Raw genomic sequence first — 26,207 nt, forward strand, 5'->3', positions numbered from 1 at the left:
TTCTCCTTGTCCTTGCTCCTTCTCAGCGCAGTTGCTCGGCCAGCCCGACGATGATGCCCTCCGGGCCGCGGACGTAGCAGAGCAGATGGCTGTCCTCGAACCGGGCGATCTCGCCGACGAGTTCGGCTCCGTGGGGGCGCAGGCGGGCGACGGTGTCCTCGATGTCGTCGACGGCGAACATGACGCGGTGCGTGCCCAGAATGTTGTGTGGCCGGTTGCGCGGCCCGGCGTCGATCGCCGCCGGGCTGCGGTACTTCGCCAGCTCGAGCCGGCTGTGACCGTCCGGGGTCCGGACCATCGCGATGTCACAGCGGACGCCTTCGAGTCCTGTGCACTGGTCGGCGACGCGCCCCTCGACCTGCGCCCTGCCCTCCAGCTCCATGCCGAGCTCCACGAAGAACGCGACGGCGGCGTCCAAGTCCTCGACGACGATGCCGACGTTGTCCATCCGCTGAACCGCCATGCTGCACGCTCCTTCTTCCTCGTCCGGCCGGTGGTGGCCGCTGGTGTCCCCGGGACGGAGCCGACGGCACGTTCTCGACATCCGCGGACCGCCGAACCGCAGAAGGAAGACTCCTGCTACGACTCTCCTTCTACTGTGTGCGCAGCGTGCACCACCCGGCCACGAGGAACGCCATGCCCGACAGCCACGACGCCCCGACGCAGCCGGGAACCAGCCGAAGCACCTCGGCGACCATCGCTCCGAACATCCTGCGCTGCCTGCGCCCGGTCACCGACGCGTACGGGGTCGACCTGCGGCCGGAACTGAACCGGGTCGGGCTGGACGAGGCGATGATGCGCTCGGCGGCGCTGCGGGTCTCCTACCGCCAGGGCAGTGCCGTCATCCGGCGTGCGCTGGAGCTGACCGGCGACGCTCACCTGGGCCTGCGGGTGGGTGCCGCTCAGCACCTGACCTCCTGGGGTCTCCTCGGGTTCGCCCAGATGGCGGCCGCCACGCTGCGGGAGGCCATCGAGACCGGCGTGCGCTTCCAGAACCTGTCCGGGGCGATGGTGGTCTGGTCGGCCGGGCCGGAGGAAGCCGGCTACGTGCTGCGGGCCGAACTGCCCGATCCGGCCCTCGATCCACCGGTCGCGGTCTTCCTGGCGGAGGAGGCGTTCGCCAGCGTCGTGGCCCTCACACGGCTCAGTTCGGGGCAGGAGTTCGCGCCGCGGGGCGTCGAGTTCGCCTTCCCCTCCCCTCGCGACACCGCACCGTTCACCGAGTTGTTCCGCTGCCCGGTGCGCTTCGGCGCCGTGTCGAACCGCCTGGTGTTCCCCACGTCATGGGTCGGGCGTCCGATGCCGGGCCGCGACCCGGTCACCTACACCGCCGTCGTGGAGATCCTGGAGGAGCAGGCGGCGTCGACGCGAGATCGGCAGGACCTGCTGGAGGTGCTGGAGATCTCGATCGCCCAGGGCCTGCCCGAGGTGCCGTCCTTCGTCGACCAGGCCCGACGGCACGCCTTGAGCGAGCGCACGCTGCGCCGTCGGCTGGTCGAATGCGGTACGACGTACGAGGCGGTCGTCGACGGAGTGCGCCGCGAGCGGGTCGAGCAGTTGCTGCGCCGGCCGGAGCTGACCCTGCGGGACATCGCTCGGCAGGCCGGCTTCTCCGACGTCCGCGCACTGCGGCGGGCGGTGCACCGCTGGCACGGGGTGGCCCCGGCCCGGCTGCGCGCGGACACCGCCGACCGGTGAGGCGCGCGCCCGTGTCGCACCGCACCGACATCGCCACCGGACCGCCGTGCCGCGGCGTCAACGCGTGCGGATCCAGACGGTCTTCTCTCTGGTCCACTGGGCGAAGGCGTCGGTGGACTTCTCCGCGCCTCCGAATCCCGACTGCTTCCATCCTCCGAAGGGAGTCGTGATGTCGCCTTCGCTGTAGGCGTTGACGGAGACCACCCCGGCTTCGACCGCTCGCGCGAGCCGGAAGGCGGCATCGAGGTCGCGGGTCCACACCGAGGCGGCGAGCCCGTATTCGGTGTCGTTCGACAACCGCACCGCCTCGTCCTCCGTGGTGAAGGTCTGGACGGTGACGACAGGGCCGAACAGCTCCTTGGTGAGTACGTCGCTGCCCGCCTGGGCCCGGCTGATCACGGTGGGCGGGTAGTAGGCACCGTAGGGCGGCAGACCGTGCGGCAGACCGCCGGTGTGGATGTGCGCACCGGCGGTACGGGCCGCTTCCACCGCGCCGGCGACCCGGTCGAAGGCGGCACGGTTGATGAGCGGCCCCACCTGGGTGCGGGCGTCGGCGGGATCACCGACGGTGAGTTTCCTCGCTGCGGCGGTGAACCGGTCCAAAACCTCCTCGGCGATGCTGTGGTGGACCAGGACGCGGGAGCCGGCGGTGCAGTTCTGCCCCGTGGTCAGGAACGCCGCCTCGATCATGTGGTCGATCAGTTCGTCGCCGTACTCGAGCGCGTCCGGGAGGAGGATCTGGGGGCTCTTGCCGCCCATCTCCAGGCAGACCCGCTTGAAGTTGGACTCGGCCGCGTCGGCCAGGATGCGGCGTCCGGTGGCGGTGGATCCCGTGAACGACAGTGCGCGCACCAGCGGGTTGCGGGCGAGCGCCGTACCGGTGACGTTTCCGTGGCCGGGCAGGACCGTGAGCACGCCGTCCGGCAGTCCCGCCTCGGCCGCCAGCGCGGCCAGGTGCAGGGTCGAGCGCGGGGTGGCCTCGGCGGGCTTGAGCAGCAGCGAGTTGCCGGCGGCGAGCGCGGGGCCGACCTTCCAGGCGGCCATGGCCAGCGGGTAGTTCCAGGGCAGGATCGCGGCGGCCACCCCGACCGGTTCCCGGCTCGCCAGGCCCAGGCTGTCGTGACCGGTGGGAGCGACGCGGCCGAAGACCTTGTCGGCCGCCTCCGCGAACCACCGGATCGACTCGATCGCCGCGGGCACGTCCCCCGTGCGGCACTCGGTGATCGGCTTGCCCGCGTCCTCGCAGTCCAGCCGGGCCAACATCTCGGCGTGGTGCTCCATGAGGTCGGCCAGGCGCAGCAGGACAGCGGCTCTCTCCCGCGGGGACCGGCCGGCCCAGACGCCGCCGGCGAAGACCTCGTGCGCCCGCTCGGCCGCTTGTACGACGTCCTGCTCGCTCGTCGCCGGCAGGGTCGTGATCAGTTCCCCGGTCGCGGGATTGACGACGTCGAGCGTCTCCTGGACACGGGTGCTGCCCGTCCGGCTCATGCTTCCTCCACCAGTTCCCAGCGCACGCCGCCGACCTGGCGGGCCAGCCCTCTGCGGCGCAGGTCCTCCAGATAGCGGGCCATGCCCCGCTCGCCTCGTTTGCGGAACAGCGGGAAGAGCCTGGGCAGCAGGTTCGGTGCCAGCATCGCGAACCGCACCAGCCGCGACTCGCCGGAGCGCACGTAGGACTCCAGGCGGGGCTTGTCGAGCAGGCTCACCACGGCGCGCACGACATCCGCCGGTTGCTGCGGCGCGTCCTGGAACTGCATGGAGTTCCCGCCGTCGACTGCCTCCTGGCGCAGCATGCGGGTGTCGGTCGCCGACGGCAGCACCGAACCGGCCTGGATGCCCTTGCCCCTGAGGTCCAGCCCGATGGCGAGCATGGCGCCGCGCAGCCCGAACTTCGAGGCGGTGTAGATCGGGGTCTCACCCAGCGGGAAGATCCCGCCCAGCGACACCGTGGTGACCACGCGCGGGTCGCCGGAGGCCCGCAGCAGCGGGACGGCGATCCGGGTGGTGACCAGCGGGGCGACCAGGTTGACGTCGATCTCCCGCTCGATGCTCTCGACGCTGCGTACGTCGAAGCGTTCCGCGCTGGTCATGCCCACGTTGTTGACCAGGACGTCGATGCGGCCGTGGGTGATGGCGACGCCGTCGAGCATCCGCTGTACGGCGGCGCCGTCCAGCAGGTCGCAGCCCACTCCGGTGTGCCCGCTCCCGGGCAGTTCGGCGGCGGTCCGTTCGGCCCGCACCTGGTCGATGTCGACCACGAGGACGCGTGCACCGCCTGCCGCGAAGCGGTGGCACAGGGCGCTGCCGATGCCGCCGGCGCCGCCGGTCACCAGGATGACCTTGTCACGGAAGTCGTACGTCATGACGCCACCGCCTCCTGCCGCACGGACGTCGCCCGCGGCGGCAGACCCGCGGTGCGCCAGCCCATCCCTTGGGCGACCTTGCCGAGGTACTTCACGAAGGCGTCGCTGTGCACGTAGCCGGTGTGGCGGGGCGAGTCGACGAACTTCAGTCCGCCGGACAGGTCGGGCCGGTCGCTGCGGACCAGGCGGGCGAACCGTTCGGCGGTCGGCAGCCCGGCCCTGGTGTCCTGGATGAAGGAGGCGATCAACTGGGCCTGGCTGTCGAAGAGTTGGTAGGCGCCGGAGTTGGTCTCCACGAAGCCGACGCCGAACAGGCCCTCGTGGTCGCGGGAGAAGGAGGACAGGTAGAGGTCGGGGTGCTGTTCCTCGCCGAAGTACCGCTGTGCGACGGGGACTTTGTGGACGTATCCCGTCGCCAGCAGGATCAGGTCGAAGTCGTCGCTGGTGCCGTCGGTGAAGTGGACCGTCCGGCCCTCGGTGCGGGCGATGCCGGGCCGGGCGGTGATGTCCCCGTGCTGGAGGTGGTGGATCAGCAGCGAGTTGATGGCCGGGTGGGTCTCGAACAGCTTGTGGTCCGGCTTTTGCAGACCGAGCCTGCGCGGGTCACCGTTGACGAGCCGCAGCAGGCCGCCGAACAGCTTCTGCTGCAGCCACATCGGGAGGTGGGGGCCGCCCGCGGCGATGGTGTCCACCGGTCGGCCGAACAGGTGCTTGGGAATGAACCAGTAGCCACGGCGCATGCTGATCGCAGCGTGGTCGGCGGACCGCGCCGCGTCGCAGGCGATGTCGAGTCCGGAATTGCCCGCGCCCACCACCAGCACACGCTTTCCCCGCAGTTCCGCGCTGCTGCGGTAGGTGATGGTGTGCCGGATCTCGCCGGTGAAGTGGCCGGGCAGTTCGGGGACGTTGGGGTGCCACTGCGACCCCGTGCACACGACGACCTGCCGGTGTGTGCTCACCCGGCCGTCGGCCCGGGTGACCGTCCAGGTGCCGTCCGGGTTCTTCTCCACGCTGCGGACCTCGGTGCCGAACTCGATCCGGTCCGTGAGCCCGTAGACCTCGGCGAACGACGTCAGGTAGGTCAGGATCTGCCGGTGCGGCGGGTAGTCGGCGAAGTGGCCCGGCATCGGATAACCACCGAACCCGGAAAGGGACTTGCTGGAGATGAAGTGGGCCGACTCGTACATCGGGCTGCCCGGGTTGTCGATGTCCCACAGCCCGCCCGGCCCCGTGTGACGTTCGATGTGCGTGTACGGCAGATCCCGCTCGGCCAGCGCCCTGGCGACCGCCAGTCCCGCGGGTCCGGCACCGATCACACAGGTGTCGTGCTCGTTCTCACTCACGGTTCCGATCCTTTTCTCGATGCATCAGGGGGGATGCAGGGAACCTATGCACCGCGTGACCGCCTCGAACTGACCCCTGCGGCCACACAGGGGACCCCAGCGGCCAGGGACAGGCCGCTGCCGTCCGGGCCGGGAGTCGGTGACCGGGATCACAGAGGCCAGCTGCATCGTGGCGTGGTGTCCAATGTCTTTCCACAGATGTAGGGCTGGTCGAAACGGGGACGGTGCATGTGGAACAGGGTCGAGCCGAAGGGTTCGACGGGTTCGTGGCAACTCGCTGGTCGACGTTGTTCCACCTCTCCCGTCTGCTCGTGGGAGGCGATCGGCACCGGGCCGAGGACTTGCTGCAGGAAGCCCTGGTCAAGCTCTGGTTCGTCTGGCCGAGGATCGCCGATGAGGCCCCGGAGGCATACGTGCGCAAGGTCCTGGCTCGCGCGGCGGCACGCTCGGCACGGCGTCGGTGGTGGGGCGAGCGTCCGGTCGAGCAGTTGCCCGACCTGCCCGCCGTGGGCGACGTGTCCGCGGCCGTCGTAGAGCGCTCACGCCTGGAGTGGGCCCTGGCCCAACTGCCGCCGCGGCAGCGGGCCGCGGTGGTACTGCGCTACTACCAGGACCTGTCCGAGAAGCAGGTCGCCGAAGTACTGGGGTGCCCGGTGGGCACCGCCCGGTCCCATGCCTCACGTGGCGTGGCCCGGCTGCGTCGCATCTTGTTCGACGTCATCGAGCCGGTGGGGTGAAGGGGAACCGATGGACCACTTCGAACGGGAGTTGGCGCGGATGATGCGCGACACCCAGGAGTACGCCCCCTTCGGGGAGGAACACCGGGCGCGTCTGCGGGCCGGGGTCCAGACCCGCAAGCGGGTCCGCATGGCACAGAGGGCAGCGGGTTCCGTCCTGGCCGTAGCGGGACTCGGGCTCGGCCTCTTCGTGCTGCCTCACGACCCGGGAGCGAACAGGCCGCAGGCACCCCGACCGCGGCCGACGACGAGCCAGGTGTCCCCGGCGCCGACACCGACCTCGGCACCCACGACGGCACCCCCCAGCACCACGACGCCGGACAGCACCAGCAGCGCCACCGGACAACCGTCGTCCTCGACCGCGGTACCGCCCCCGACCGGGAGTTCAACCGCGTCCGACTCCACCTCCGCCCCGCCCCCGACCGCGCCGACGACTTCGCCGCCCAACGACACGACGACACCCACTCCACCGGCAGCACCGTCGACGGCACCGGCTTCGGCGTCGGGCTCCGCCAGTCCCGGATAGCAGGAGCCGTACCGCCTCCCTGACTCTCCCCTCGCACTGACCACGCCCGGCGCACCGCATCGCGAATCCGCCGTGCCTGCCTTCGGCATGCCCTTCACCAAGACTCGAATCTGGACGGACCGTGACAGAACTGATAAATCAACTGCCGCTGCCCACGCCGGTGTCGGCGCACCACCGCGAGCCCGTCCTGGACGTGGTCGTGCCGGTGTTCAACGAGCAGGCAGACCTGGAGCGCAGCGTACGGCGGCTGCACGCGCATCTGCGCGAGACGTTCCCCTACCCCTTCCGCATCACCGTCGCGGACAACGCCAGCACCGACGAGACCCCGCGGATCGCGGCCCGGCTGACGGCCACGCTGCCGGACACGCAGTGGCTCCGCCTGTCGGAGAAGGGACGGGGCCGCGCCCTGCACGCCGCATGGTCGAACTCGCGGGCGCCGGTGCTCGCCTACCTCGACGTAGACCTGTCGACGGATCTGGCCGCCCTGTTGCCGTTGGTCGCCCCTCTCATCTCCGGCCACTCCGACATCGCCATCGGCACTCGTCTGGCCCGCGGCGCCCGAGTGGTGCGTGGCCCCCGGCGGGAAGTCATCTCCCGTTGCTACAACGCCCTGTTGCGCTCCACGCTCGCGGTGGGATTCTCCGACGCGCAGTGCGGCTTCAAGGCCGTACGGCGGGACGTCGCCGAACGGCTGCTGCCCCTGGTGCAGGACACCGGGTGGTTCTTCGACACGGAACTCCTGGTGATCGCGGAGCGGGCCGGACTGCGCATCCACGAAGTGCCGGTCGACTGGGTCGACGATCCCGACAGCAGGGTCGACATCCTGTCCACGGCCCTGGCCGACCTGCGGGGCATCGCCCGCATCGGCCGCGCCCTGGCCCGCGGGGCACTGCCGACGGCCGCACTGCGCCGCAGCGGCGACGGGCCGTCGAACGGTCTGGCCGGCCAACTGCTGCGGTTCTGCGCGGTGGGCGCCGTCAGCACCGTCGGATACGTGCTGCTGTACGCGGCACTGCGCCCCGCCGCGGGAGCGCAGGCCGCCAACGCGATCGCGCTACTGCTGTGCGCTCTGGCCAACACGGCGGCGAACCGCCGGCTCACCTTCGGACTGCGAGGCCACGGCGGCGCGCTGCGCCACCACGCCAAGGGCCTCCTCGTCTTCATCATCGGCCTGGCCCTCACCAGTGGATCACTCGCCGCGCTGCACCACCTGTTCCCCGCGGCGGTACGGACCGCGGAGATCGCGGTGCTGGTCGCCGCCAACCTGGCAGCCACCCTCGTCCGCTTCGCGCTGCTGCGCGCCTGGGTGTTCCGCGCCCGCCGACCCGGGACGGACTCCGCGACCGCATGAACGACACGCTGACCCCGTCTACGCGCCCCGACACCGACTCCTTCGCGCCCACCGGCGGAACCCGCGTCGCCTCCCTGATCCACCCGGCGTGGCGCCAACTCCGGTACCACGGACCCGTCCTGGCGATGTACGGCATCCTGAAGCTCATCGGGTTCGCCGTCTTCATGCACCTGTTGGACTCCACCGGAGAATTCCGCAGGAAGAACCCGCGTTTCGGCGGCGGCGCCCACGCCTGGGACGTCCTGGCCAGCTGGGACGGCTGGTGGTACCAGCAGATCGCCGCCCACGGCTACGAACCCGCCCTCGTCCGGATCCCCGAGGCCTCGGGGCTGATCACCCTGAAAGGCAACTCGGCGGCGTTCTTCCCGCTCTACCCGGCCACCATACGGCTCGTCTCCTCCTGCACGGGCCTTGGCCTCTACGGTGCCGGAATGCTGGTCTCGATCCTCGCCTCGTTCGCGGCCGCACTCGGCGTCTACGCCGTCACCGCCCGCTTCGGCGGCCGTCGCGCGGGGCTGGCCGCGGCCGGACTGTGGGCCGTGTGGCCCGGTTCCGGCGCCGAGTGGTCCGGGTACTCCGAGTCGCTCTACGTCGCCCTGGCCGTATGGGCCTGCCATGCCGTCATGAGCGACCGCTGGCTGACCGCGGGCGTCCTCACCTTCACCGCGGGGCTGGCCCGCCCCACCGCGCTCGCGCTCATCGCCGCCCTCACCGTCGCGGCCCTGCGGGCACTGCACCACCGGCAAGAAGACGTCGCCCGCCCGATGACCGCGATCCTCATCGCCCCGCTCGGCCTCATGGGCTATCTCCTGTGGGTCGGTGACCGGATGGGCGACCTGACCGGCTACTTCCAACTCCAGAAGGGCGCCTGGGCCCACACCTTCGACTACGGCAGCCAGACGCTCGACGTCTTCACCTCCCTCGCCGTCGGCCGCACCGACTACCTCTTCCCGAGCCCGTTCGAGGACGTCATCGGCGTGCTGGTCGTCCTGACGGGCCTGCTGCTGATCCCCTTCCTGATCCGGCTTCGCCCTCCGGCCGTGCTGATCGTCTACACCGTCCTCACCTTCGTCCTGGTCCTGGGCAGCCAGCAGATCTTCGGCAATGTCTCGCGCTATCTGCTCCCCGCCTTCCCCCTGTTCATCCCACTGGCCGTACGACTGCGCACGGTCGGCCTGCCCCTGCTGTGCGCACTCCTGGCCGTGGTGGCGGTGGCATCGGGGTCGTATGCCGGATATGCACTGTTCGAGCTTGGGGTTCCCTGACGGGTCCGCCAGGCGGGAGGGTGTGGTGGTCGGCCTGACGCGGGCTGGCACGGACGGGCGCGGCATCGCGGAGACAGATCTTGCCCAGGGGGCTGCAACTCAGACCTCCACCCCTTCCGTGGCGGCATCCGTGCCACTAAATTTGGCGTCATGACTGCCATCACTCTCCGCATCCCCGACGCCATGGACAAACCGCTGCGCGACGCGGCCGCCGACGCTCCTTCCCTGAACGACTACATCCTGCGCGCCGTGCGCCGGCAGATGACGCTCGATGCGGCCCGCAAGCTCGCCTCGATCGCGCCCCTCGACCTCGCGGGCGAAGGCGACGCCCTGTGACCATTCGCAAGGGCGACGTGTGGGACGTCGACACCGGCAAGGGAACCCGCACTGTCCTCGTCGTCAGCCTCGACGGCCTCGCCGAGGCCTACAACGCCGTCGTCGTCCTGGTCCTCCACGCCCCGGCGCAGCATCCCGACACGGCGATGAGCGTGCACCTGACCACCCCGGTCGATGCCTCCCTCGTCGCCGTGAACCTCCTCCAGCTCTCCGCCGTCCGCTTCGAAACCGGCACGCTGCACGGCAACATCGGCCCCGAGCAGCAAGAGCTCGTCGACAACGCGATCCGCGCGGTCCTCGACCTCTAGAACGGACCCCCGTCACGAACATCTGCGAAGTGCGAACTGCGGTGGTGGGCCTACGGGAAGGCTCTCCGGTCACCGGCGATAGAGCTGCCACATGGCGAGTTCGTCGTCATGTGCACGTAGGCGTTCGACGGCTTCCATGGGCGTGCGCTGTTCGGTGAGTTCGTAGAAGAAGAACAAGGGGGCGAACACGCTCGCGTAGCCGAAAGGGGCGCCCCGAGGGGCGATATAGACGCCGGCACCTGCGTCGAGGAAGGCGTCGGCGAGCGCGGGCTCCCCCGTGTCGCAGCCGGTGACGAGCATGACGCTGCCTGGCAGCCGGAAATGTTCGCGTACCCGATCCGGCCCGACGGCACCGTTGAACGGCTGGAATCTGGCCAGTTCCTCGGCGACCTCCTCCATCAGGATGTGCCCCTCGTCGCCCTGGCATGACAGGACCACGTAGGGTGCGATCGGTCTGGTGCCGTCCAGCGCGGCCACCAGGTGGCGAGGCTGGCCGATCCGCAGATAGTTCACCTGGACACCGAAGACTTCCAGCCCGTCACGCAACGCGTGCGCGTGCCCGCCCTCGATGTCGATCAGGTCGATCTCCGTCCAGGCCAGGCGGCCGGCCTGGACCTCGCGCACGCGCGACGGACGCTGAGTCGCCAGCCACTCCTGTTCTTCCCCATGCATCACCCGGTCACGATGCCACGGCCACAGCCGTCGATACCGCCGATACGACATTGCGGTGAGCACATCAGGCGGCCGGATCGATATCGGATCGCGTGAGGTGGTCGCCCGCTGGCACGCTCTCCGCATGATTCATGCGGAGGTACTGCTCATCGGAGGACGCGCTGGTGTCGGCAAGACGACGGTGGGGTGGGAGGTTTCGGCGCTGCTGCGCTCCGAGGCCGTCGCTCACGCGATCATCGACGGTGACTTCATGGGGCAGGTACATCCGGCACCGGACGGGGACCCTCATCGCGCGGAGATCACCGAGAGCAATCTGACGGCCGTGTGGGCGAACTTCGCCCAGCGCGGCTACCGACGCCTGATCTACACGAACACCGTGAGTGTGCTGCCGGAGGCGACGGGCATGTTCGAACGCGCCATGGGGGCAGGCGTGAGGATCACACGAGTGCAACTGACCGCCTCCGACGCCACCGCCCGCGAGCGCCTTGTGGGACGAGAAATCGGCTCGGAACTGGCACAGGAGCTGGAAGCAAGCGTCCGCAAGGCGCGGCTCCTGGATCAGCGGGCCCACGAGGAGACCGTGAGGGTGACCACGGACGGACGCGGCGTCGTCGACATCGCACGCGAGGTTGTGACCGCCACCGGTTGGGTCGTGGGCTACGAGTGACCGCCGGCCCCGGCGTTCAGCACCACTCCACCCAGCAGGTGGAGGAGCAAGAACAGGAACACCGCCGCCATCACGCCTGCCACGAACCTGAGACGGTCCGGAGTCATCCTCGGCCTTGTGGTGACGGGGTTCTTCCGATCCAGGTAGTCATACACCCAGAGACCGAAATTGCGGTAGTCGACGGCGACGAGGAGACAGAGGCCTCCGAGCAGGGCGACCCAGCTCAGCATGAAGAGGGCTTCCACCCAGCTGACGGGCGCCACCACTGGCCGACCCGCAAGGACCAGAGGCCCGTCCACCGCGTCTTCCACTTCCCACTGACTCCTTCACGCTCCCGCTGACGCTCAGACACAGAAGACGCGGGGAAGGTTGTACGAACCGCCTGTCTGACCACGCAGGCTCAGTGAATGCTTGCGGGAGAGGCGTCGAGGGGCATCGAGGGCGTTCAGCCGGTCTCCGTCTCGTCGCCGGTCTCCGTCCTGTCGCCTGCCTCGGCATGACGCAGTTCGACGCAGCATTCGCCCGGGCGCGGAGCCAAAACCGCCTCGACCGCCGGAGCGCGCAGTCCTTGCAGATAGCCGGTGAGAAAGGCGTGGTTCATGCCGCAGACCAGATCGGGGGCCTGGGCGGCGAGCGGGTGGAAGGGGCAGTTGCGCAGTCGCAGCCGGTCGGGCGCCTCGCGTGCGGGCTCGAAGCCGTGCCGGTCGAGCATGCGCTCGCACAGGGTCAGGCCGCGCTCGGCGCCGAGCCGGCCGGGGCGTGTCTGTGCGCGTTCCTCCTCGCCGAGCTGTTCCCCCCTTTGTCCGGCGGTGCGCATCGCCGCCTGGACCGCGGTCTCGTGCTCGCCTTCGGTCACGACCGCCTGGACGAGCAGGTCGGCCAGGAGCTCGTGACGGCGGTCGGGGATGCTGACGCGAATCGGCGTGTCGGTGGGTTCGTACACCTTGGGCTGCCTGCCCACTTTGCGGACGCCCGTGGGAGAGGCGTAGCGGGCGCGCAGCAGGCCGGCGTCGACGAGCTTGTCGAGGTGGAACGCGGCGAGTTTGCGAGAGATGCCGGCGCTGGCCGCCGCCTCGTCGCGTGTGACGGGGCGACGGGCGCGACGGATGAAGGCGAACATCTGCCGCCGCGTGCCTTCGCCGAGCGCGCTGACGGAGTCGATCGCCGCGTCGCCGGAAAAGGTCGGCGGGTTCATGTCGGGAGTCACCTCATCACGGTAACGCCAATTGTCCTCGTCGAGGGCAAATCGCGTGTGCTTGAGCTGGGGCACTTGACCACCTCCCCGAATAAGACCAAGCTTTGTTGGTGAAATAAGGAGGTGGCCCCCGATGACCCAGCCTCATGAGCCGCACCAGGCCAAGCAGCCGGTCAGCGCCGCGCTCGCCGGCCCCTACGGGCACCCGTTCCACCCCATCCTCGTGACCGTGCCGATCGGAGCCTGGGCGGCCGGCCTGGTCTTCGATATCGCCTCCCACCTCGTGAAGGAGCCGGAGTTCTTGTCCCGCGGGGCCATGTGGCTGATCGCCCTCGGCGTGATCGGCGCCCTGGCCGCCGCCATGGTCGGCTTCCTGGACCTGTTCGCCATCCCGACCGGTACCCGCGCCTTCCGGGTGGGTTTGACCCACATGACGCTGAACCTGCTGGTGACCGCCGCCTACCTCGGCAATTTCCTGTGGCGCCACGCCGGTGGAGGCCCCTCCGGCAGCGTGGGGGCGGGACCGCTGGCGCTCAACGCCGCCGCCTTCGCCGTACTCGGCGTCTCGGGATGGCTGGGCGGCAAGCTGTCGTACCGCTATGGCGTCCGGGTCGCCGACGAGGCGACCCAGGCCGAGGGGTTCACCCCCGCGCACGCCGAGAAGCTCACCCCCGTGTCCCCAGGGACCCAGGGCCGCGTCGGCTGACCCGGCCGCTCCCGCTTCTGTCCGGCATCGGCCGCGGCAGCCGCTTTCCCCAACTGGAGTTCTCATGGACATCGCCGCACTGGTCACCTGGGTGATCACCGCTCTCGGCGGCTTCTACATGCTCGGCACCTGGCTCTCACACGGCGGCGCCCGCGGCGGCAGCAGCCACCTCCCGGTCCCGGTGATCTTCGGCCACTTCGCGCTCGCCGCGATCGGACTGGTCGTATGGATCATTTACGTCATCGCCGACAAGGAGGCCCTGGCCTGGACCGCCTTCATCCTGCTGGTACCCGTCGCGCTGCTCGGCTTCGTCATGCTGGCCCGATGGATCCCGGTCCACCGCGCGCAGGCCACCGCCCCGGCCGGAGCCGGGCAGGGTGTGCCCGCTGAGCGGCACTTTCCCGTCGCCGTGGTCCTCGCGCACGGGCTGTTCGCCGTGGTGACCGTCGTGCTCGTCCTGCTGTCTGCCCTGAACATCGGGGGAAGCTGACATGTCCCAGCACCACGCCGGCCTGCCGCACTCGTCACAGCCCAAACCGCAGGCGCCCGCCCTGCGTGTGGTCTCCCCTGCCGAGCAGGAGACCGATCTGGCAGCCGCCGAGCAGGCCGCCGCACAGTTCCTGCGGGCTCTGGGCATCAGCACCGCCTCCGAAAGCCTGCGCGGCACCCCGGGCCGTATGGCGCGCGCCTACGCCGAGCTGTTCTCCCCCCGTTCGTTCGACCTGACGACCTTCCCCAACGACGAGGGGTACGACGAACTCGTCCTGGCCCGCAACATCCCCCTGCGGTCCGTCTGCGAGCACCATCTGCTGCCCTTCGTCGGCACCGCCCACATCGGCTACCTCCCGGGCCGACGGATCCTGGGACTGTCCAAACTCGCCCGCGTCCTGGAACACTTCGCCTGCCGTCCTCAGGTACAGGAGCGCCTCACCAAGCAGGTGGCGGACTGGCTGCAGAACCAGCTGCAGCCCAAAGGCGTCGGGGTGGTCATCCAGGCCGAACACACCTGTATGACCCTGCGTGGCGTCCAAGCCACCGGCGCCACCACCATGACCTCCACCCTGCTGGGCCTGCTGCGCACCGACGCCCGCTCGCGCAGCGAATTCCTCACCCTGACCGGCCTGCCCGGCTGACAGCGCGCCTCGCCGCCGCCAGTAGAATTACCACCCGTGGCGGACACCCAGTACGAAGACCTGTTGCGACTGGTGCTCACGTCCGGGACGGCCAAGGCCGACCGGACGGGCACCGGGACCCGAAGTGTCTTCGGACACCAACTGCGCTACGACCTCTCGCAGGGGTTCCCGCTGATCACCACCAAGAAGGTGCATCTCAAGTCCATCGTGTACGAGCTGCTGTGGTTCCTGCGCGGCGACTCGAACGTCGGCTGGCTGCGCGAGCACGGCGTCACCATCTGGGACGAATGGGCCGACGCGAACGGTGACCTGGGCCCGGTCTACGGCGCGCAGTGGCGTTCCTGGCCCGCCCCGGACGGCAGGCACATCGACCAGATCAGCAACGTCCTCGACACCCTGCGCCGCGACCCCGACTCCCGCCGGATGCTCGTATCCGCATGGAACGTCGCCGAGCTGGACAACATGGCACTGGCGCCCTGCCACGCCTTCTTCCAGTTCTACGTCGCCGGCGGCAAGCTCTCCTGCCAGCTGTACCAGCGCAGCGCGGACCTGTTCCTCGGCGTCCCGTTCAACATCGCCAGCTACGCCCTGCTCACGCACATGGTGGCGCAGCAAGTCGGCCTCGAATCGGGCGACTTCATCTGGACCGGCGGCGACTGCCACCTCTACGACAATCACCTCCAGCAGGTGACCGAGCAGCTCTCGCGCACGCCGTTCGAGTTCCCCCGCTTGCGTCTGCGCCAAGCGGACTCACTGTTCGACTACGCCTACGCCGATGTGGAAATGCTCGGCTACCAGCACCACCCGGCCATCAAGGCTCCGGTCGCGGTGTGACCGAGGGCGGTGGCGCGTCCTCCTCGACCTGTCCGGCCGCACCTGCACGCTGATGCCCATCGGGTATCACAGGTGACGAAAGAGGTCTTGGACTCATTCCGGTCTCCGAGCGCAGGCTTTGAACCAGTCACCGACCGACGGAGATTGGAATCAAGATCATGAGGGTTTTCCTTACCGGTGGATCCGGATACATCGGCAGGGCGACGATCAGCGCTCTGGTCCGGCACGGCCACACTGTGAAGGCCCTGGCCCGCAGCGACCGCGCGGCCGAGACCGTCGGCTCCCTCGGAGCGGCGCCGCTGATCGGCGGCCTGGGCGATCTCGGTGTACTGAACGCCGCGGCCGCCCGCGCGGAGGCGGTCGTACACCTGGCGCAGGCCGAGACCGGAGCCGAGGACCTGGCGGCCGCCACCGCCATGCAGGACGGCATCGGCACCGGCACCTACGTGCACACCGGCGGCACCTGGGTCTACGGAGACACCGACGGCGTCGCGGACGAGACTGCCGCCTGGAACCCGCCGGCCCTGGTCGCCTGGCGCAAGCCCGTGGAGGACGCCGTCCTGGAGCGCGCGCGGCGGGGCGGTCGCCCCGTCGTGGTGCAGCCCGGTCTGTTGTACGGCGGCGAGAACCGTCTGATCGACAGCTTCTACACCACCCCGGGCAAGGAAGCGGGCGCCGTCCCCTGCATCGGCGACGGTGCGAACCACTGGGCGCTGGTGCACATCGACGACATCGCGGAGCTGTACGTCGCCGCGCTCGACGCCAAGCCCGGAGCGGTGTACGTGGGCGTCGGCGGCGTCAACCCCACCGCGAAGGAATGCGCGCTGGCCATCGCCCGCTCCGTCGGCCTCGACGGCAAGATCGCCTCGGTCGCCCTGGAGGAGGCTCGCCGGCAGATGGGCCCGATCGCGGACGCCTTCGCCCTGGACCAGGAGTTCACACCGGCACGTGCCGAAGCCGAACTCGGGTGGACACCGGCGCACACCGACCCGCTGGCCGTCCTCGCAGGCGGCAAGTGATCCGCCCGGACGAAGCGGCGGACCGCCTGCGACGGCTCGCCACGGTCGGAACGGTAGATTCGTGATCGGTTGCCGCGGCCGTGTGCCCGTGGACGGCCGCGGCAAAGCGCAAGCCGACAAGGCGGCCCGCGTAGCGAGAGAGCGGTGATTCCGGGTGGATCTTGACCTGCGGAAGCTCCGTTATTTCGTGGCAGTGGCGCAAGAGCTGCACTTCGGGCGGGCGGCAGAGCGGCTGCACATCGCGCAGCCCGTTCTGTCCCGACAGATCCGCAGCCTGGAGGACGAGCTCGGGGCGGAAGTGTTCACCCGTGACCGCAGGGGCACTGTGCTCACGGCAGCGGGAGAGCAGCTGCTGGAGGACGCCGTCCCCCTGCTCGCCTCGGCCCAGGCACTGCTCACACGAGTGACGGCGGCGGCACAGGACACCCAGACGCTGACCATCGGCTTCATGCCCGGCATCACGCTGACCCCCGCCACGGTCGCCTTCACCGCACGGCACCCGAACGTGCACGTCCGCCTGCTGCGCACCACATGGGACGACCAGGTGGAGGTGCTCCAGGAGGGCCGGGCAGACGTCGGCGTCGTACGGCTGCCCGTCAACCGGCACGGCCTGGAGGTGCGGCCTCTCTTCCGGGAGCCACGGGTGGTCATGCTGCCCGTCGGCCATCCCCTGGCGGACAGGGAGTCGGTGACCGTCGCCGAGCTTGCCTCCGAGCACCTCCTGCAGGACCCGGATGCCGTTCCCGAGTGGCGCGATGTGGCCGTGGAGCTGAGGGACGATCGGCGCCCCGAGGTTCCGGTCATCCATCAGGTCGAGGAGAAGCTCGAACTGGTGGCCGCCGGAGCCGGCATCTGTGTGCTCCCGCTGTCGACAGCCAACTTCTACACCCGGACGGATGTGGTCGCACTGCGCGTCGACGGCATCGGCCCCAACGAGGTGGCCCTGGCCTGGGTCGCCGGCCGCCGGTCCCCTCTCATCCATGATTTCGCCGAGGCCGCGGGAGATTCCCTCGCCGAGGCTCACCGAGAAGCACAGGGGCCGGCGCCGCAGTAGGTGCAGTGACCTGAGCGGTGCCGATGGCCCGGGACCACTGCCTTGCCGCTTGGGCGATCCTTCCGCGCGCGGCTGCCCGGCGCGCCGCTGCCCGGGCCGGCCGGGGCCCGGGCAGCGGCGTACTGCGGGTGTGGGTCAGGGGGTCAGCTGCCAGCGCGCGATGTAGCCGACGTCGATGGACGCCTTGTCCTGCACGCGCAACTTCCAAGTGCCGTTGAGAGGTTGTGCGGACGCGTCGATCGTGAAGGTCTGGTCGACGTTGTCGGCGGAGCCGCCGCTGCGGTTGAGCAGGGAGTAGACGGTGCCGTTCGGGCCGACCAGGTCGACGGTCAGGTCACCGCGGTAGGTGTGGACGATATTGACGTAGACCGAGGTGGTCGCGGAGGCGTTGCCGTCGCGGCCGGTGATGGTGACCGGTGATTCCACGGCCGGTCCGTTGTCGGGGATGTCCACGCGGGTGGCGTTGGCGTAGACGTAGGCGATGCGCCAGCTGAAGGTCTTCGAGGCGGACGCCCCGGTGCTGTCCGTCACCGTGATCGTGACGTCGCTCGTACCGAGCGTGGTCGGCGTGCCGGTGATCAGACCGCTCGGGCTGATGCTCAGGCCGTCGGGCAGCCCGGTGGCCTCGTAGGTGAGGGAGGCCGCGGTGTTGGTGGTGTAGGCGTCCACTTGGAGGCTCACCGCCTGGCCGATGCCGCTGATCTGGTCGCCGACCGGGGCGAGGTTGACGCCGAGGGCGATGCGGTTGCCCACGTTGATCGCGGCCCAGGCGTCCGCGACGGCCAGGTAGGTCGGGCTGTAGGCGCCGAAGAGGTCGGCTGCGGCGGACAGGGTGGCGGTCCGGGCGCCGGCGTAGTCGGTCGTCGAGGTCATGTAGGTCGTCAGGGCGCGGTACCAGATGGCGGCGGCGTTCTGGATGCCGATGCCGGTGACGGGTTGGCCGTCGTACGTCGGGCTGTCGTAGGACACGCCGTTGACGGTCTTCGCGCCGCTTCCCTCGGAGAGCAGGTAGAAGAAGTGGTTCGCGGGGCCCGAGGAGTAGTGGACGTCGATCCCGCCGAGGGTGGAGCTCCAACTGTCGCGGGAGGCACCGTCCTTGGAGGGCTTGTCCATGTAACGCAGCGGGGTGCCGTCGCCGTTGATGTCGATCTTCTCGCCGACGAGGTAGTCGCCGGGGTCGGCCGGAAGGTTCTCGTAGAACTCGACGGCGGCGGCGAAGATGTCGGAGGTCGCCTCGTTCAGGCCGCCGGACTCGCCCGAGTAGTTCAGGCCCGCGGTGGCGGCGGTGACGCCGTGGCTCATCTCATGAGCCGCCACGTCCAGCGCGGTCAGGGGGTGGGAGTTGCCCGAGCCGTCGCCGTAGGTCATGCAGAAGCAGGAGTCCTGCCAGAAGGCGTTGACGTAGTTGTTGCCGTAGTGGGCACGGCTGTAGGCGGCGACGCCGTCGTTGCGGATGCCGTTGCGGCCGTACATGTCCTTGTAGTAGTCCCAGGTGGCCGCGGCGCCGAAGGCCACGTCGACGCCGGCGGTCTGCCGGTTCGACGGCAGGCCGTCGCCCCAGGCATCGTTGTCATCGGTGAACAACGTGCCGGTGCCCGACGTGCCCTGGTTGAGGTCGTACGTCTTGTGCCCGGCGCGGTCGGGGTCGACGAGCTGGTACGTCGATCCCGAAGGGGTGGTGCCGAGCTGGACCGTGCCGACGTACTGGCCGGTGCCCGTACCGGTCTCCACCTTCTGCTCGGCCAGCAGCTGCTTGCCGGTCCTGGCGTCGGTGACGACCTGCAACTCGCTGGGGGTGCCGTCCCGTTGGACGCCCTTGACGACGCTCTCCCAGGCCAGGACGGGCTTGCCGGTGCCCGCCCACACGACCAGGCGCGGCTTCTTCCCCATCCGGGAGCCGGTGACCTTGGCACGCTTCGAGGCGGCCTCGGCGCGGTCGGCGGCGCTCGTCGCGGTGATCTTCGAACGGAGCGAGGGTACCGAGAGTGTTGCCCGGTTCGCCTTGGTGATGGTGAGGCGGCCGCTCTTGTCGTGGATGACGAGATCGCCGCCGAGCACGGGCAGACCGGCGTAAGTGCGCTCGTAGCGCGTGTGTGTGGTGCCGTCGGCGTCCTTGATGACGTCCTTGACGAGGAGTTTCTCCTTGGCGCCGAGGCCGATGTGCCGCGCCGTGTCCGCGGCCGCGGACTGCGCGCCCTTCACCAGGGCGGCGCGGCGGGCGGGTGTCAGGGAGGCCGGGAGCGCACCGGCGCGGGGCTTGGCGGTGATCTTCGCGGGGCTCGGGGCCGCCGGGGTGGCGTGGGCGTGACCGGTGACGGCCAGGGTGAGCAGGGATCCTATGGACGCGAGAGCGAGTGCGGTGGCGCGTCTGCGCCGCAGGAAGGGGCGGTGTCGCAGGGGCAACGAGAACTCCTTCGGTACGACGGCCCGTTGTGGGGACCGCGGACGACACGGGCCGACAGGGTGCGCCGGTCCGGAGGCTGCACGGCATGCGGGTGGAAGGAGGTGGGGGGTGGTGCCGCGGCTGCGCCGCGTGTGGAATCTGACAAGGAATAGTGAACTTCCGGAGAAGAGTGACACCCGATGACACCCAATGTCATGCGCGGGTCAAATCAACGGCTTGAAATGGTCAGGAAGATCAGGCAAATCGGACCGCCTCCCACCGGTTTTCGGCCGCAGTCGGACACCTGGCCAACTGTGCGTCCCCAACGCCCCTTGCTCTAAAGGGGGTTGACCGCCCTACGGTTGCTCCTCGTGAGCATCGAAATGCCCTACCAACCGCTTCCACTCGACCAGTCGGACGTGCGCTACGTCCACGGACCCGATTCCGCTCCACAGCCCGGCGTGCCCGCCGGCAAGACCATCGCGTTCGAGTGGAGGGACAGCAAGGTCTACCCGGGAACCGTCCGGAGGTTCTGGGTCCACGTGCCCGCACAGTACGACCCGGCCGAACCGGCATCCTTGATGGTCTTCCAGGACGGAAGGTGGTACCTGGACCCCGCAGGTGAGGTACGCGGCGCGATCGTCCTGGACAACCTCGTTCACCGCGGCGACATCCCCGTCACCATCGGCGTGTTCGTCGACCCCGGCGTCTTCCCCGGCGTGGAGAACCCGAAGAACCGCAACAACGAATACGACGCCTTCGACGACCAGTACGTCACCTTCCTCCTCACCGAGATCATCCCGCAGGTCACGCAGCGCTACGCCATTGCCCCCTCGCCCGAACGGTGGGGCATCTGCGGCGGGAGCAGCGGCGGCAACTGCGCCTTCACCGCCGCGTGGCTGCGGCCGGACAAGTTCCGTCGGGTCATCGGATACCTGTCCAGCTTCGCGCAGATGCCGGGCGGCAATCCCTACCCGGACCTCATCCCCCGCGTTCCCCGCAAACCGCTGCGCGTCTTCATGCAAGGCGGCCACCGCGACCTGGGCTGGAATGAGCCACAGCGGAACTGGCTCGCCGAAAACCTGCGCGTGGCAGCCGCTCTCGCAGAAGCGGGCTACGACTTCCGGCTTGTCCTGGGAGACGGCGGACACAGCCCGAACCACGGCGGCGTCCTGCTGCCGGACGCTCTGCGCTGGCTGTGGCGGACCGACGAGAAGTGAGCGATACCCGCTCGTTCGATCTGTCCAGCTCACCTTTGCGCTTGCTGGGCCGGAACCGCGCTGTGGTTCTGGACCACGCCCCTGCTGTACACAGGACCGCTGCTCCGTCGTCTGCTGCGCCTTCCCCCTTGCCCCTTCGATCCGGGATCGGGTATTCCGGTGCCGCTGAGAGCGGCGAGGGTGGTCTCCAGGCGGATGAGGGAGCGTGCGCCGAGGCGGAACTGGTCGAGTTTGTCGAGGATGGTCTGCAGGACCGCGAGGTGCGGGTCGACCGCGAGACCCTCACGCTCGGCTTCGCGGGCGTGTACTCCAGCTTCCTGCGCCACGCGGCGACCGCGGCCGCCCGCCACGGCCTGGACACGCGCAGCATCCTGGTCGAGGTGGGGCGACGGAAGATGGTCGGCGGTCAGGAGGACATGATCACCGACGTGGCACTGGACCTGGTCGCACGCGCGCAGGCGTGATTCCGGTCGGCGGCCGGGCCCGAGTGGAGGGCGCCGTGAACGGAGCAGATGACGACCGGACACATTCTCGGCAGGCGTCTGCCGCCGCACACCGACTCAGCGAGGTGTGAGCACCCCCGCGATCTGCTCGGCCCAGCCGTCGATCTCGTCCCAGTCGCGGTGGTCGCCGTACCGGCAGCCCATCAGCCGGAACATCAACCGGCCGCGACGCGAGAGATGCTCGGGCCTGATGACACCGGAGAACAGCCGATGTCCGCGCGGCGTGAACGGTACCGCGAGATCCGCCTCGATGACCGGCACCTCCTTGTACATCAGCCGCTTCCAAGGGCCGCGCAGCGCACCCGGCATGCCCACACTGAACAGCCACACCGGCCGGGAGCCGGGTGCGGCGATGCCTTGGCGGACGAAGCTCCGTGCCTCGGGCAGCCACTTCTGGTCGTGCACGGCACTGCCGACGACGAACGCGTCATAACCGTTCATGTCGGCGACCGCCTCCAGGGCGCGCACATCGACCTCCACACCCTCTGTCCGCATCCTTGAAGCGATGCGGTGCGCGATCTCGCGAGTGGATCCGTGAGCCGTCGCGTATCCCACCAACACAGTCATGGCCATCCCTCCACGACGGGCGACACCGCCTCCCGGCTGTGCTGCGGCGAACGTCCGCCAAGTCCAACGAACGCCACCTCGCCCGAGCCGTACAGGGACCGTTGGCCCTGTCCTCGACAACCATCCGGCCCCAACTGCTCCGACCGCGGCGACGCTCTGGCGCTGGGCCCCGAGACTGACGGCGACTGCCGTCGATCGACGCCGTACGGCCCGCGCCCGTCCCTCCGGGGCCATGCTCGCCACCTGCGTGGCCTAACCGTCCTCGGCCGTCGTGCGCAGGGACGCTCAAGGCCATGCCGACCGCCCTCAAGGCGGACACCCTCGCCGAGGCCCGTTCATGACTCCCGCCGGATGAGGCACGGCTTGGGCCGACCGGTCGTGAACCGCCATCGCGTAAGTCGATACAGATCCCCCGTTCACCGATCGGAGGCAAGCTGAGGGCATCGCTCGGCGCCGCGCCGACCGCTCCGAGACGGGTCGGCCCGTTGCCGACCGTGCCCGGAGACCACGCGTCACCCTGAGAGGGGAACACCATGCCGTTCATCACCGTCGGCCAGGAGAACAGCACCGACATCGAGCTGTACTACGAGGACCATGGCAGCGGACAGCCGGTCGTACTGATCCACGGCTTCCCGCTCGACGGTCACTCCTGGGAGAAGCAGAGCGCGGCCCTGCTCGGCGCCGGCTACCGCGTCATCACCTACGACCGCCGCGGCTTCGGCCAGTCCAGCCAGGTCACCACGGGCTACGACTACGACACCTTCGCCGCCGATCTCCACCGCGTCCTGGAGACCCTGGACCTCAACGACGCCGTCCTCGTGGGCTTCTCCATGGGCACCGGCGAGGTCGGCCGCTACGTCGGCACGTACGGCACCGCCCGCATCGCCAAGGTCGCCTTCCTCGCCTCCCTGGAGCCCTACCTGCTCAAGACCGAAGACAACCCCCTGGGCGCCGCCCCCGAGGAGTTCTTCCAGGGCATCTCCGACACCGTCAAGGCGGACCGGTACGCCTACTACACCGCCTTCTACAAGGACTTCTACAATCTCGACGACAACCTCGGCGTCCGCATCAGCGAGGAGGCCGTGCGCAACAGCTGGAACGTCGCCGCGGGCGGCGGATCGTACGCCGCGGCAGCCGCCCCGCTGACCTGGTACACCGACTTCCGGCAGGACATCCCCAAGATCAATGTGCCGGCGCTCATCCTCCACGGGACCGCCGACAACATCCTCCCCATCGACTCCACCGCCCGACCCTTCCACAAGGCCCTCCCCCACGCCGACTACGTCGAGGTCGAGGGCGCCCCCCACGGCCTGCTGTGGACGCACGCCGAAGAGGTCAACAGCGCGCTGCTCGCCTTCCTCGGCAAGTAGCCCCGAGCGGGCTTCACCTCCCTTGCGGCGGAGGTGAAGCCCGCCGACCCGGGCGCGGTGATCCGGCTGACCGACGAGCAGTTCCACGCGTGTTGTCAGTGCCCCCCACTCATTGACATGTCCTGTACCAAGCGGGAGGCTGAGAGCCCTCAAGCACAGGTCCATACCAGACTTCCGCACCCCCACCGGAGGTGGACAGTGCCCCACCCACTCAGACCCCGCCGCACGGCAGCGACAGCATCGGCAACCGCCGTCATGGGCGCTCTCCTGACCCTCACCACACCCTCGCCCGCAGACGCGGCCGCGACGGCCGCCATCTGCAACAAGTACTGCGACACCCGCGACCCGGCGGCGGCCACTTCCGACCGCACCCCCGTCAGCAGCACCCTGTACGGCCGTACCGTGCGACTGCATCTCTCCGACAACGATGTCATGGGCTGGGCCTCCATCGACGACGGCAACCCGGGGGACGAGGTCTGGCTGGACCGGAGCTTCGACGGCGGCCGCACCTGGTCCGGCGGCAGCAAACTGGGCGACACCACGACGCCTACGGGTTCCCGTGGCTGGCGCACCCTGATGTACAACGTCGACGACTGGAACACCAGCGGCGTCGGAGCGCTGCGCGCCTGCGGCAAGGCCGGGGACCGTCCGGAGATCACTTGCACCGCCTGGGCCCGGGTCGACTGGAACGCCTGGAGCCGGGGCACCGCCGCGGCCACCGCGCTGATGATGTCGTACGACCGCGGCACAGGCCTGTTCGGCGGCAACGGCTGGTGGACGGCCGCCAACGCCCTGACCGCGGTCCTCGACAACGCCCGCGTCAGCGGCATGCCCAGCTACCGGTACGCCATCGCCTCCACCTACGACAAGAACATCGGCGCACAGGGCGGCAACTTCACCAACGACTATCTGGACGACACCGGTTGGTGGGGCCTGGCCTGGGTCGCCGCCTACGACGCGACCGGGGACAGCCGCTATCTGAACACCGCACGCGCCGACGCCGATCACATGAACGCCTACTGGACCGCGACCTGCGGCGGCGGGGTTCTGTGGAACGAGACGAAGACCTACAAGAACGCCATCACCAACGAACTGTTCCTCCAGCTCAACGCAGCGCTCCACAACCGGATCAGCGGCGACACCATCTATCTGTCCCGGGCGAAGAACGAGTGGGCCTGGTTCCGGCAGAGCGGCATGATCAACGCCGATCACATGATCAACGACGGTCTCACCGACGCGTGCGCCAACAACGGCCAGACCACCTGGACCTACAACCAGGGCGTCGTCCTCGGCGGCCTCACCGAGCTGTACCGGGCCACGAGCGACAGCTCTCTGCTCACCGCGGCCCGGCAGTTGGCCGACGCCTCCACAGTCCGCCTCCAGACCGACGGAGTGCTGCGCGAACCGGGCGAGTCCGACAGCTGCACCGGTGACGGTCCCTCCTTCAAAGGCGCCTACGTCCGCGGCCTCGGCAGACTCGACGCCCAGCTGTCCGACCATCCCTACGCCGCCACCTTGGACCGATGGGCAGACGCGGCCTACGCCCACGACCGCAACTCCCTCGACCAGTACGGCCCGCACTGGAGCGGCGGAACCGGCACCAGCGACTACGGCTGCCAGCAAAGCGTGCTGGATCTGCTCAACGCGGCAGGACAGTGAACGGGGAGATGAACGGCCCGACGCCGGCGAAGGCGACGGGCCACGCCGTTTTCTCGCAGCGATGCTCCGTCCGGCGTCCGGCTGGATGACGGCGCGGACACGACCCAAGGCGCCGGCCGACGTCGACGGACGGCTCACGGTGAAGATCAACTGTGGCTCGCCGAAGACGGACGGCCGCGTCCGGTCCCCGGAGGCCGTCGCGGTCGCGCGACACACCCGCTTGGCCGGGCAGGCCGTTTGTGGTCTGCGCGGAAGGGGGACCCTGCGACCCATGAAGGACTCAAGACATCGTCGGACGGGGCAGAACAGGCTTCTGCGGCTGCTGGACGGCCTGGAGCGGCAGTCTCGTGCCGATTCGCTGATCGACCTGGTCAGCCGGGGCGTGCGAGCCCTGCCGCTGGGTGCCGGCCGGGATCTGCTGCACGGCAAGTGGTTGGGCCATCCGGTGCATCCGCTGATGGTGCAGGTCCCCCTCGGGAGCTGGCTGTCCGCAGCGGTGCTGGATCTGCGCCCCGGTCGTTCGCGGGAGGCGGGACTGCTGATCGGCGTCGGGCTGGCCGCCGCCACCCCGGCCTCGTTGGCGGGAGCCGTCGACTGGGCCGAGCTGCACCGCCCTCAGCAGCGGGTCGGCCTGGTGCATGCGCTGGCGAACACGGCGGCCGTCGGACTGTACGCCGCTTCGCTCGCCTGCCGCGCCACGGACCGCGCCCGAGCCGGCCGCGGGTTCGCATTCCTGGGACTGACGGCGGCTGCCACCGGTGGGATGCTGGGCGGTCACCTCGCCTACCGGCAGGCGTCGGGCGCCAACCACGCCGAAGAGGTTCCGCACGTCGTCTCGCCGGGCTGGCACCGGATCGGTGCCGTGGCCGAGTTCCCGGCCGGCCAGGCGGTGCGGCGCACCGTGGACAACGTCCCGGTGCTGGTGGTCCGTGAGAGCGGTGGGACCCTCCACGCGCTGGCCGACCGATGCAGCCACCTGGCGGGACCGCTGTCCGAAGGCACCATCGCCGACGGATGCGTGCGATGCCCGTGGCACGGCAGTGTCTTCCGGCTTTCGGACGGCTGGAACGTACGCGGCCCTGCCACCGCACCCCAGCCCGCCTTCGACACCAGGATCGTCGACGGACACGTCGAGGTGCGGCTGCACGAGCCGGTCCACGCGAACCACAGTCGGCCGACGCCACAGGCCGTGCCTCAGGGCCTCGAAGGACACGGCCGCGACTGACACCGGCAGGGCACGGTACGTGCGTGACGTTGCCCGGCGCACGTACCGGCCGGAGATCCCGGCGTCCTGTCCG

The 26,207-nt window shown here is 69.6% G+C and carries 27 protein-coding genes and 1 pseudogene; 18 read left to right on the top strand and 10 right to left on the bottom strand.

All coding sequences use genetic code 11. The annotated features are described in order from the left end of the window. Positions 1-22 precede the first annotated feature (22 nt). Positions 23-463 (bottom strand): VOC family protein, encoded by a 441-nt coding sequence (locus tag ACIGDI_RS19275; RefSeq protein ID WP_399897975.1) that lies wholly within the window; start codon positions 461-463, stop codon positions 23-25. Positions 464-636: 173 nt separating this feature from the next. Here ACIGDI_RS19275 and ACIGDI_RS19280 point away from each other — a divergent pair, with 173 nt between their 5' ends. Next, positions 637-1,698 carry an AraC family transcriptional regulator gene (locus ACIGDI_RS19280; RefSeq protein ID WP_399897977.1) on the top strand — a complete coding sequence of 354 codons (1,062 nt, stop codon included), beginning with the start codon at positions 637-639 and terminating at the stop codon, positions 1,696-1,698. 57 nt (positions 1,699-1,755) lie between these two features. On the opposite strand, the gene ACIGDI_RS19285 is transcribed toward ACIGDI_RS19280, so the two are convergent. From ACIGDI_RS19285 to ACIGDI_RS19295, 3 genes are read right to left on the bottom strand one after another with little or no spacing between them, the layout of a single operon-like run. Next, positions 1,756-3,186: an aldehyde dehydrogenase family protein gene (locus ACIGDI_RS19285; protein WP_399897979.1), complete on the bottom strand. Its 1,431-nt coding sequence runs from the start codon at positions 3,184-3,186 to the stop codon at positions 1,756-1,758. Continuing rightward, a complete protein-coding gene (locus ACIGDI_RS19290; RefSeq protein WP_399897982.1) occupies positions 3,183-4,061 on the bottom strand; it encodes an SDR family NAD(P)-dependent oxidoreductase in 879 nt (292 codons plus the stop codon). Before ACIGDI_RS19290 ends, ACIGDI_RS19285 begins: the two co-directional genes overlap by 4 nt. Then, positions 4,058-5,404 carry a flavin-containing monooxygenase gene (locus tag ACIGDI_RS19295; RefSeq protein ID WP_399897984.1) on the bottom strand — a complete coding sequence of 449 codons (1,347 nt, stop codon included), beginning with the start codon at positions 5,402-5,404 and terminating at the stop codon, positions 4,058-4,060. The genes ACIGDI_RS19290 and ACIGDI_RS19295 overlap by 4 nt, the downstream gene beginning before the upstream one ends. A 230-nt stretch (positions 5,405-5,634) precedes the next feature. On the opposite strand from ACIGDI_RS19295, the gene ACIGDI_RS19300 reads away from it, so the two are divergent. Next, positions 5,635-6,141, top strand: a complete 507-nt coding sequence (locus tag ACIGDI_RS19300) for a SigE family RNA polymerase sigma factor (RefSeq protein WP_399897986.1) — start codon at positions 5,635-5,637, stop codon at positions 6,139-6,141. A gap of 198 nt (positions 6,142-6,339) precedes the next feature. Here the strand turns inward: ACIGDI_RS19300 and ACIGDI_RS19305 are convergent, their stop codons facing one another. Then, positions 6,340-6,606 carry a hypothetical protein gene (locus ACIGDI_RS19305; protein WP_399897988.1) on the bottom strand — a complete coding sequence of 89 codons (267 nt, stop codon included), beginning with the start codon at positions 6,604-6,606 and terminating at the stop codon, positions 6,340-6,342. 194 nt (positions 6,607-6,800) lie between these two features. On the opposite strand from ACIGDI_RS19305, the gene ACIGDI_RS19310 reads away from it, so the two are divergent. The 4 genes from ACIGDI_RS19310 (at position 6,801) to ACIGDI_RS19325 (ending at position 9,927) form a co-directional block, all read left to right on the top strand. Beyond that, complete coding sequence (locus ACIGDI_RS19310; protein ID WP_399898858.1) at positions 6,801-8,018, top strand: glycosyltransferase; 1,218 nt, start codon at positions 6,801-6,803, stop codon at positions 8,016-8,018. Next, entirely contained in the window at positions 8,015-9,283 is a 1,269-nt protein-coding gene (locus ACIGDI_RS19315) for a hypothetical protein (protein WP_399897990.1), read from the top strand. Before ACIGDI_RS19310 ends, ACIGDI_RS19315 begins: the two co-directional genes overlap by 4 nt. A 150-nt stretch (positions 9,284-9,433) precedes the next feature. After that, positions 9,434-9,619, top strand: a complete 186-nt coding sequence (locus ACIGDI_RS19320) for a hypothetical protein (protein WP_200698466.1) — start codon at positions 9,434-9,436, stop codon at positions 9,617-9,619. Next, on the top strand, positions 9,616-9,927 hold the full coding sequence (locus ACIGDI_RS19325) for a hypothetical protein (RefSeq protein ID WP_200698467.1): 312 nt from the start codon (positions 9,616-9,618) through the stop codon (positions 9,925-9,927). Before ACIGDI_RS19320 ends, ACIGDI_RS19325 begins: the two co-directional genes overlap by 4 nt. 69 nt (positions 9,928-9,996) lie before the next feature. On the opposite strand, the gene ACIGDI_RS19330 is transcribed toward ACIGDI_RS19325, so the two are convergent. Beyond that, positions 9,997-10,599 carry a hypothetical protein gene (locus ACIGDI_RS19330; protein WP_399898860.1) on the bottom strand — a complete coding sequence of 201 codons (603 nt, stop codon included), beginning with the start codon at positions 10,597-10,599 and terminating at the stop codon, positions 9,997-9,999. Positions 10,600-10,723: 124 nt separating this feature from the next. On the opposite strand from ACIGDI_RS19330, the gene ACIGDI_RS19335 reads away from it, so the two are divergent. Further along, the gene (locus tag ACIGDI_RS19335; protein WP_399898863.1) at positions 10,724-11,266 is read left to right on the top strand and encodes an AAA family ATPase; all 543 of its coding nucleotides are present in this window, start codon (positions 10,724-10,726) and stop codon (positions 11,264-11,266) included. On the opposite strand, the gene ACIGDI_RS19340 is transcribed toward ACIGDI_RS19335, so the two are convergent. Together ACIGDI_RS19340 and ACIGDI_RS19345 are read right to left on the bottom strand one after the other, a co-directional pair. Further along, complete coding sequence (locus tag ACIGDI_RS19340) at positions 11,257-11,577, bottom strand: hypothetical protein (protein WP_399897992.1); 321 nt, start codon at positions 11,575-11,577, stop codon at positions 11,257-11,259. The two genes, ACIGDI_RS19335 and ACIGDI_RS19340, sit on opposite strands and share 10 nt — an antisense overlap. Positions 11,578-11,711: 134 nt before the next feature. Next, positions 11,712-12,536, bottom strand: coding sequence for a helix-turn-helix transcriptional regulator (locus tag ACIGDI_RS19345; RefSeq protein WP_399897994.1), 825 nt, complete (start codon positions 12,534-12,536; stop codon positions 11,712-11,714). 58 nt (positions 12,537-12,594) lie between these two features. On the opposite strand from ACIGDI_RS19345, the gene ACIGDI_RS19350 reads away from it, so the two are divergent. The 6 genes from ACIGDI_RS19350 (at position 12,595) to ACIGDI_RS19375 (ending at position 17,207) form a co-directional block, all read left to right on the top strand. Beyond that, entirely contained in the window at positions 12,595-13,167 is a 573-nt protein-coding gene (locus ACIGDI_RS19350; RefSeq protein WP_399897996.1) for a DUF2231 domain-containing protein, read from the top strand. A gap of 64 nt (positions 13,168-13,231) precedes the next feature. Beyond that, positions 13,232-13,657, top strand: coding sequence for a hypothetical protein (locus ACIGDI_RS19355; RefSeq protein ID WP_399897998.1), 426 nt, complete (start codon positions 13,232-13,234; stop codon positions 13,655-13,657). Between the two features lies 1 nt (position 13,658). Continuing rightward, entirely contained in the window at positions 13,659-14,300 is a 642-nt protein-coding gene (folE, locus tag ACIGDI_RS19360) for a GTP cyclohydrolase I FolE (protein ID WP_399898000.1), read from the top strand. 36 nt (positions 14,301-14,336) lie between these two features. Continuing rightward, positions 14,337-15,134: a thymidylate synthase gene (locus ACIGDI_RS19365; protein ID WP_399898002.1), complete on the top strand. Its 798-nt coding sequence runs from the start codon at positions 14,337-14,339 to the stop codon at positions 15,132-15,134. 158 nt (positions 15,135-15,292) lie between these two features. Then, entirely contained in the window at positions 15,293-16,153 is an 861-nt protein-coding gene (locus tag ACIGDI_RS19370; RefSeq protein WP_399898004.1) for an NAD-dependent epimerase/dehydratase family protein, read from the top strand. Positions 16,154-16,307: 154 nt separating this feature from the next. Further along, on the top strand, positions 16,308-17,207 hold the full coding sequence (locus tag ACIGDI_RS19375) for a LysR family transcriptional regulator (RefSeq protein WP_399898006.1): 900 nt from the start codon (positions 16,308-16,310) through the stop codon (positions 17,205-17,207). Between the two features lie 135 nt (positions 17,208-17,342). On the opposite strand, the gene ACIGDI_RS19380 is transcribed toward ACIGDI_RS19375, so the two are convergent. Beyond that, positions 17,343-19,610 (bottom strand): M4 family metallopeptidase, encoded by a 2,268-nt coding sequence (locus tag ACIGDI_RS19380; RefSeq protein ID WP_399898008.1) that lies wholly within the window; start codon positions 19,608-19,610, stop codon positions 17,343-17,345. Positions 19,611-19,961: 351 nt separating this feature from the next. On the opposite strand from ACIGDI_RS19380, the gene ACIGDI_RS19385 reads away from it, so the two are divergent. Then, on the top strand, positions 19,962-20,810 hold the full coding sequence (locus ACIGDI_RS19385; protein ID WP_399898010.1) for an alpha/beta hydrolase: 849 nt from the start codon (positions 19,962-19,964) through the stop codon (positions 20,808-20,810). 242 nt (positions 20,811-21,052) lie between these two features. Beyond that, positions 21,053-21,274: pseudogene (locus ACIGDI_RS19390) on the top strand (4-hydroxy-2-oxovalerate aldolase); the annotation flags it as partial. Between the two features lie 96 nt (positions 21,275-21,370). On the opposite strand, the gene ACIGDI_RS19395 reads toward ACIGDI_RS19390, so the two are convergent. Then, positions 21,371-21,880 (bottom strand): flavodoxin domain-containing protein, encoded by a 510-nt coding sequence (locus tag ACIGDI_RS19395; RefSeq protein ID WP_399898012.1) that lies wholly within the window; start codon positions 21,878-21,880, stop codon positions 21,371-21,373. A gap of 533 nt (positions 21,881-22,413) precedes the next feature. Between ACIGDI_RS19395 and ACIGDI_RS19400 the strand changes: the two genes are divergently transcribed. The 3 genes from ACIGDI_RS19400 (at position 22,414) to ACIGDI_RS19410 (ending at position 26,134) form a co-directional block, all read left to right on the top strand. Next, the gene (locus tag ACIGDI_RS19400) at positions 22,414-23,250 is read left to right on the top strand and encodes an alpha/beta fold hydrolase (RefSeq protein WP_399898014.1); all 837 of its coding nucleotides are present in this window, start codon (positions 22,414-22,416) and stop codon (positions 23,248-23,250) included. A gap of 255 nt (positions 23,251-23,505) precedes the next feature. After that, entirely contained in the window at positions 23,506-24,909 is a 1,404-nt protein-coding gene (locus ACIGDI_RS19405) for a glycoside hydrolase family 76 protein (protein ID WP_399898016.1), read from the top strand. Positions 24,910-25,180: 271 nt separating this feature from the next. After that, positions 25,181-26,134, top strand: coding sequence for a Rieske 2Fe-2S domain-containing protein (locus ACIGDI_RS19410; protein ID WP_399898018.1), 954 nt, complete (start codon positions 25,181-25,183; stop codon positions 26,132-26,134). Positions 26,135-26,207 lie beyond the last annotated feature (73 nt).

Source organism: Streptomyces sp. NPDC085900 (assembly GCF_044540925.1).
Taxonomy (GTDB): domain Bacteria; phylum Actinomycetota; class Actinomycetes; order Streptomycetales; family Streptomycetaceae; genus Streptomyces; species Streptomyces gilvifuscus.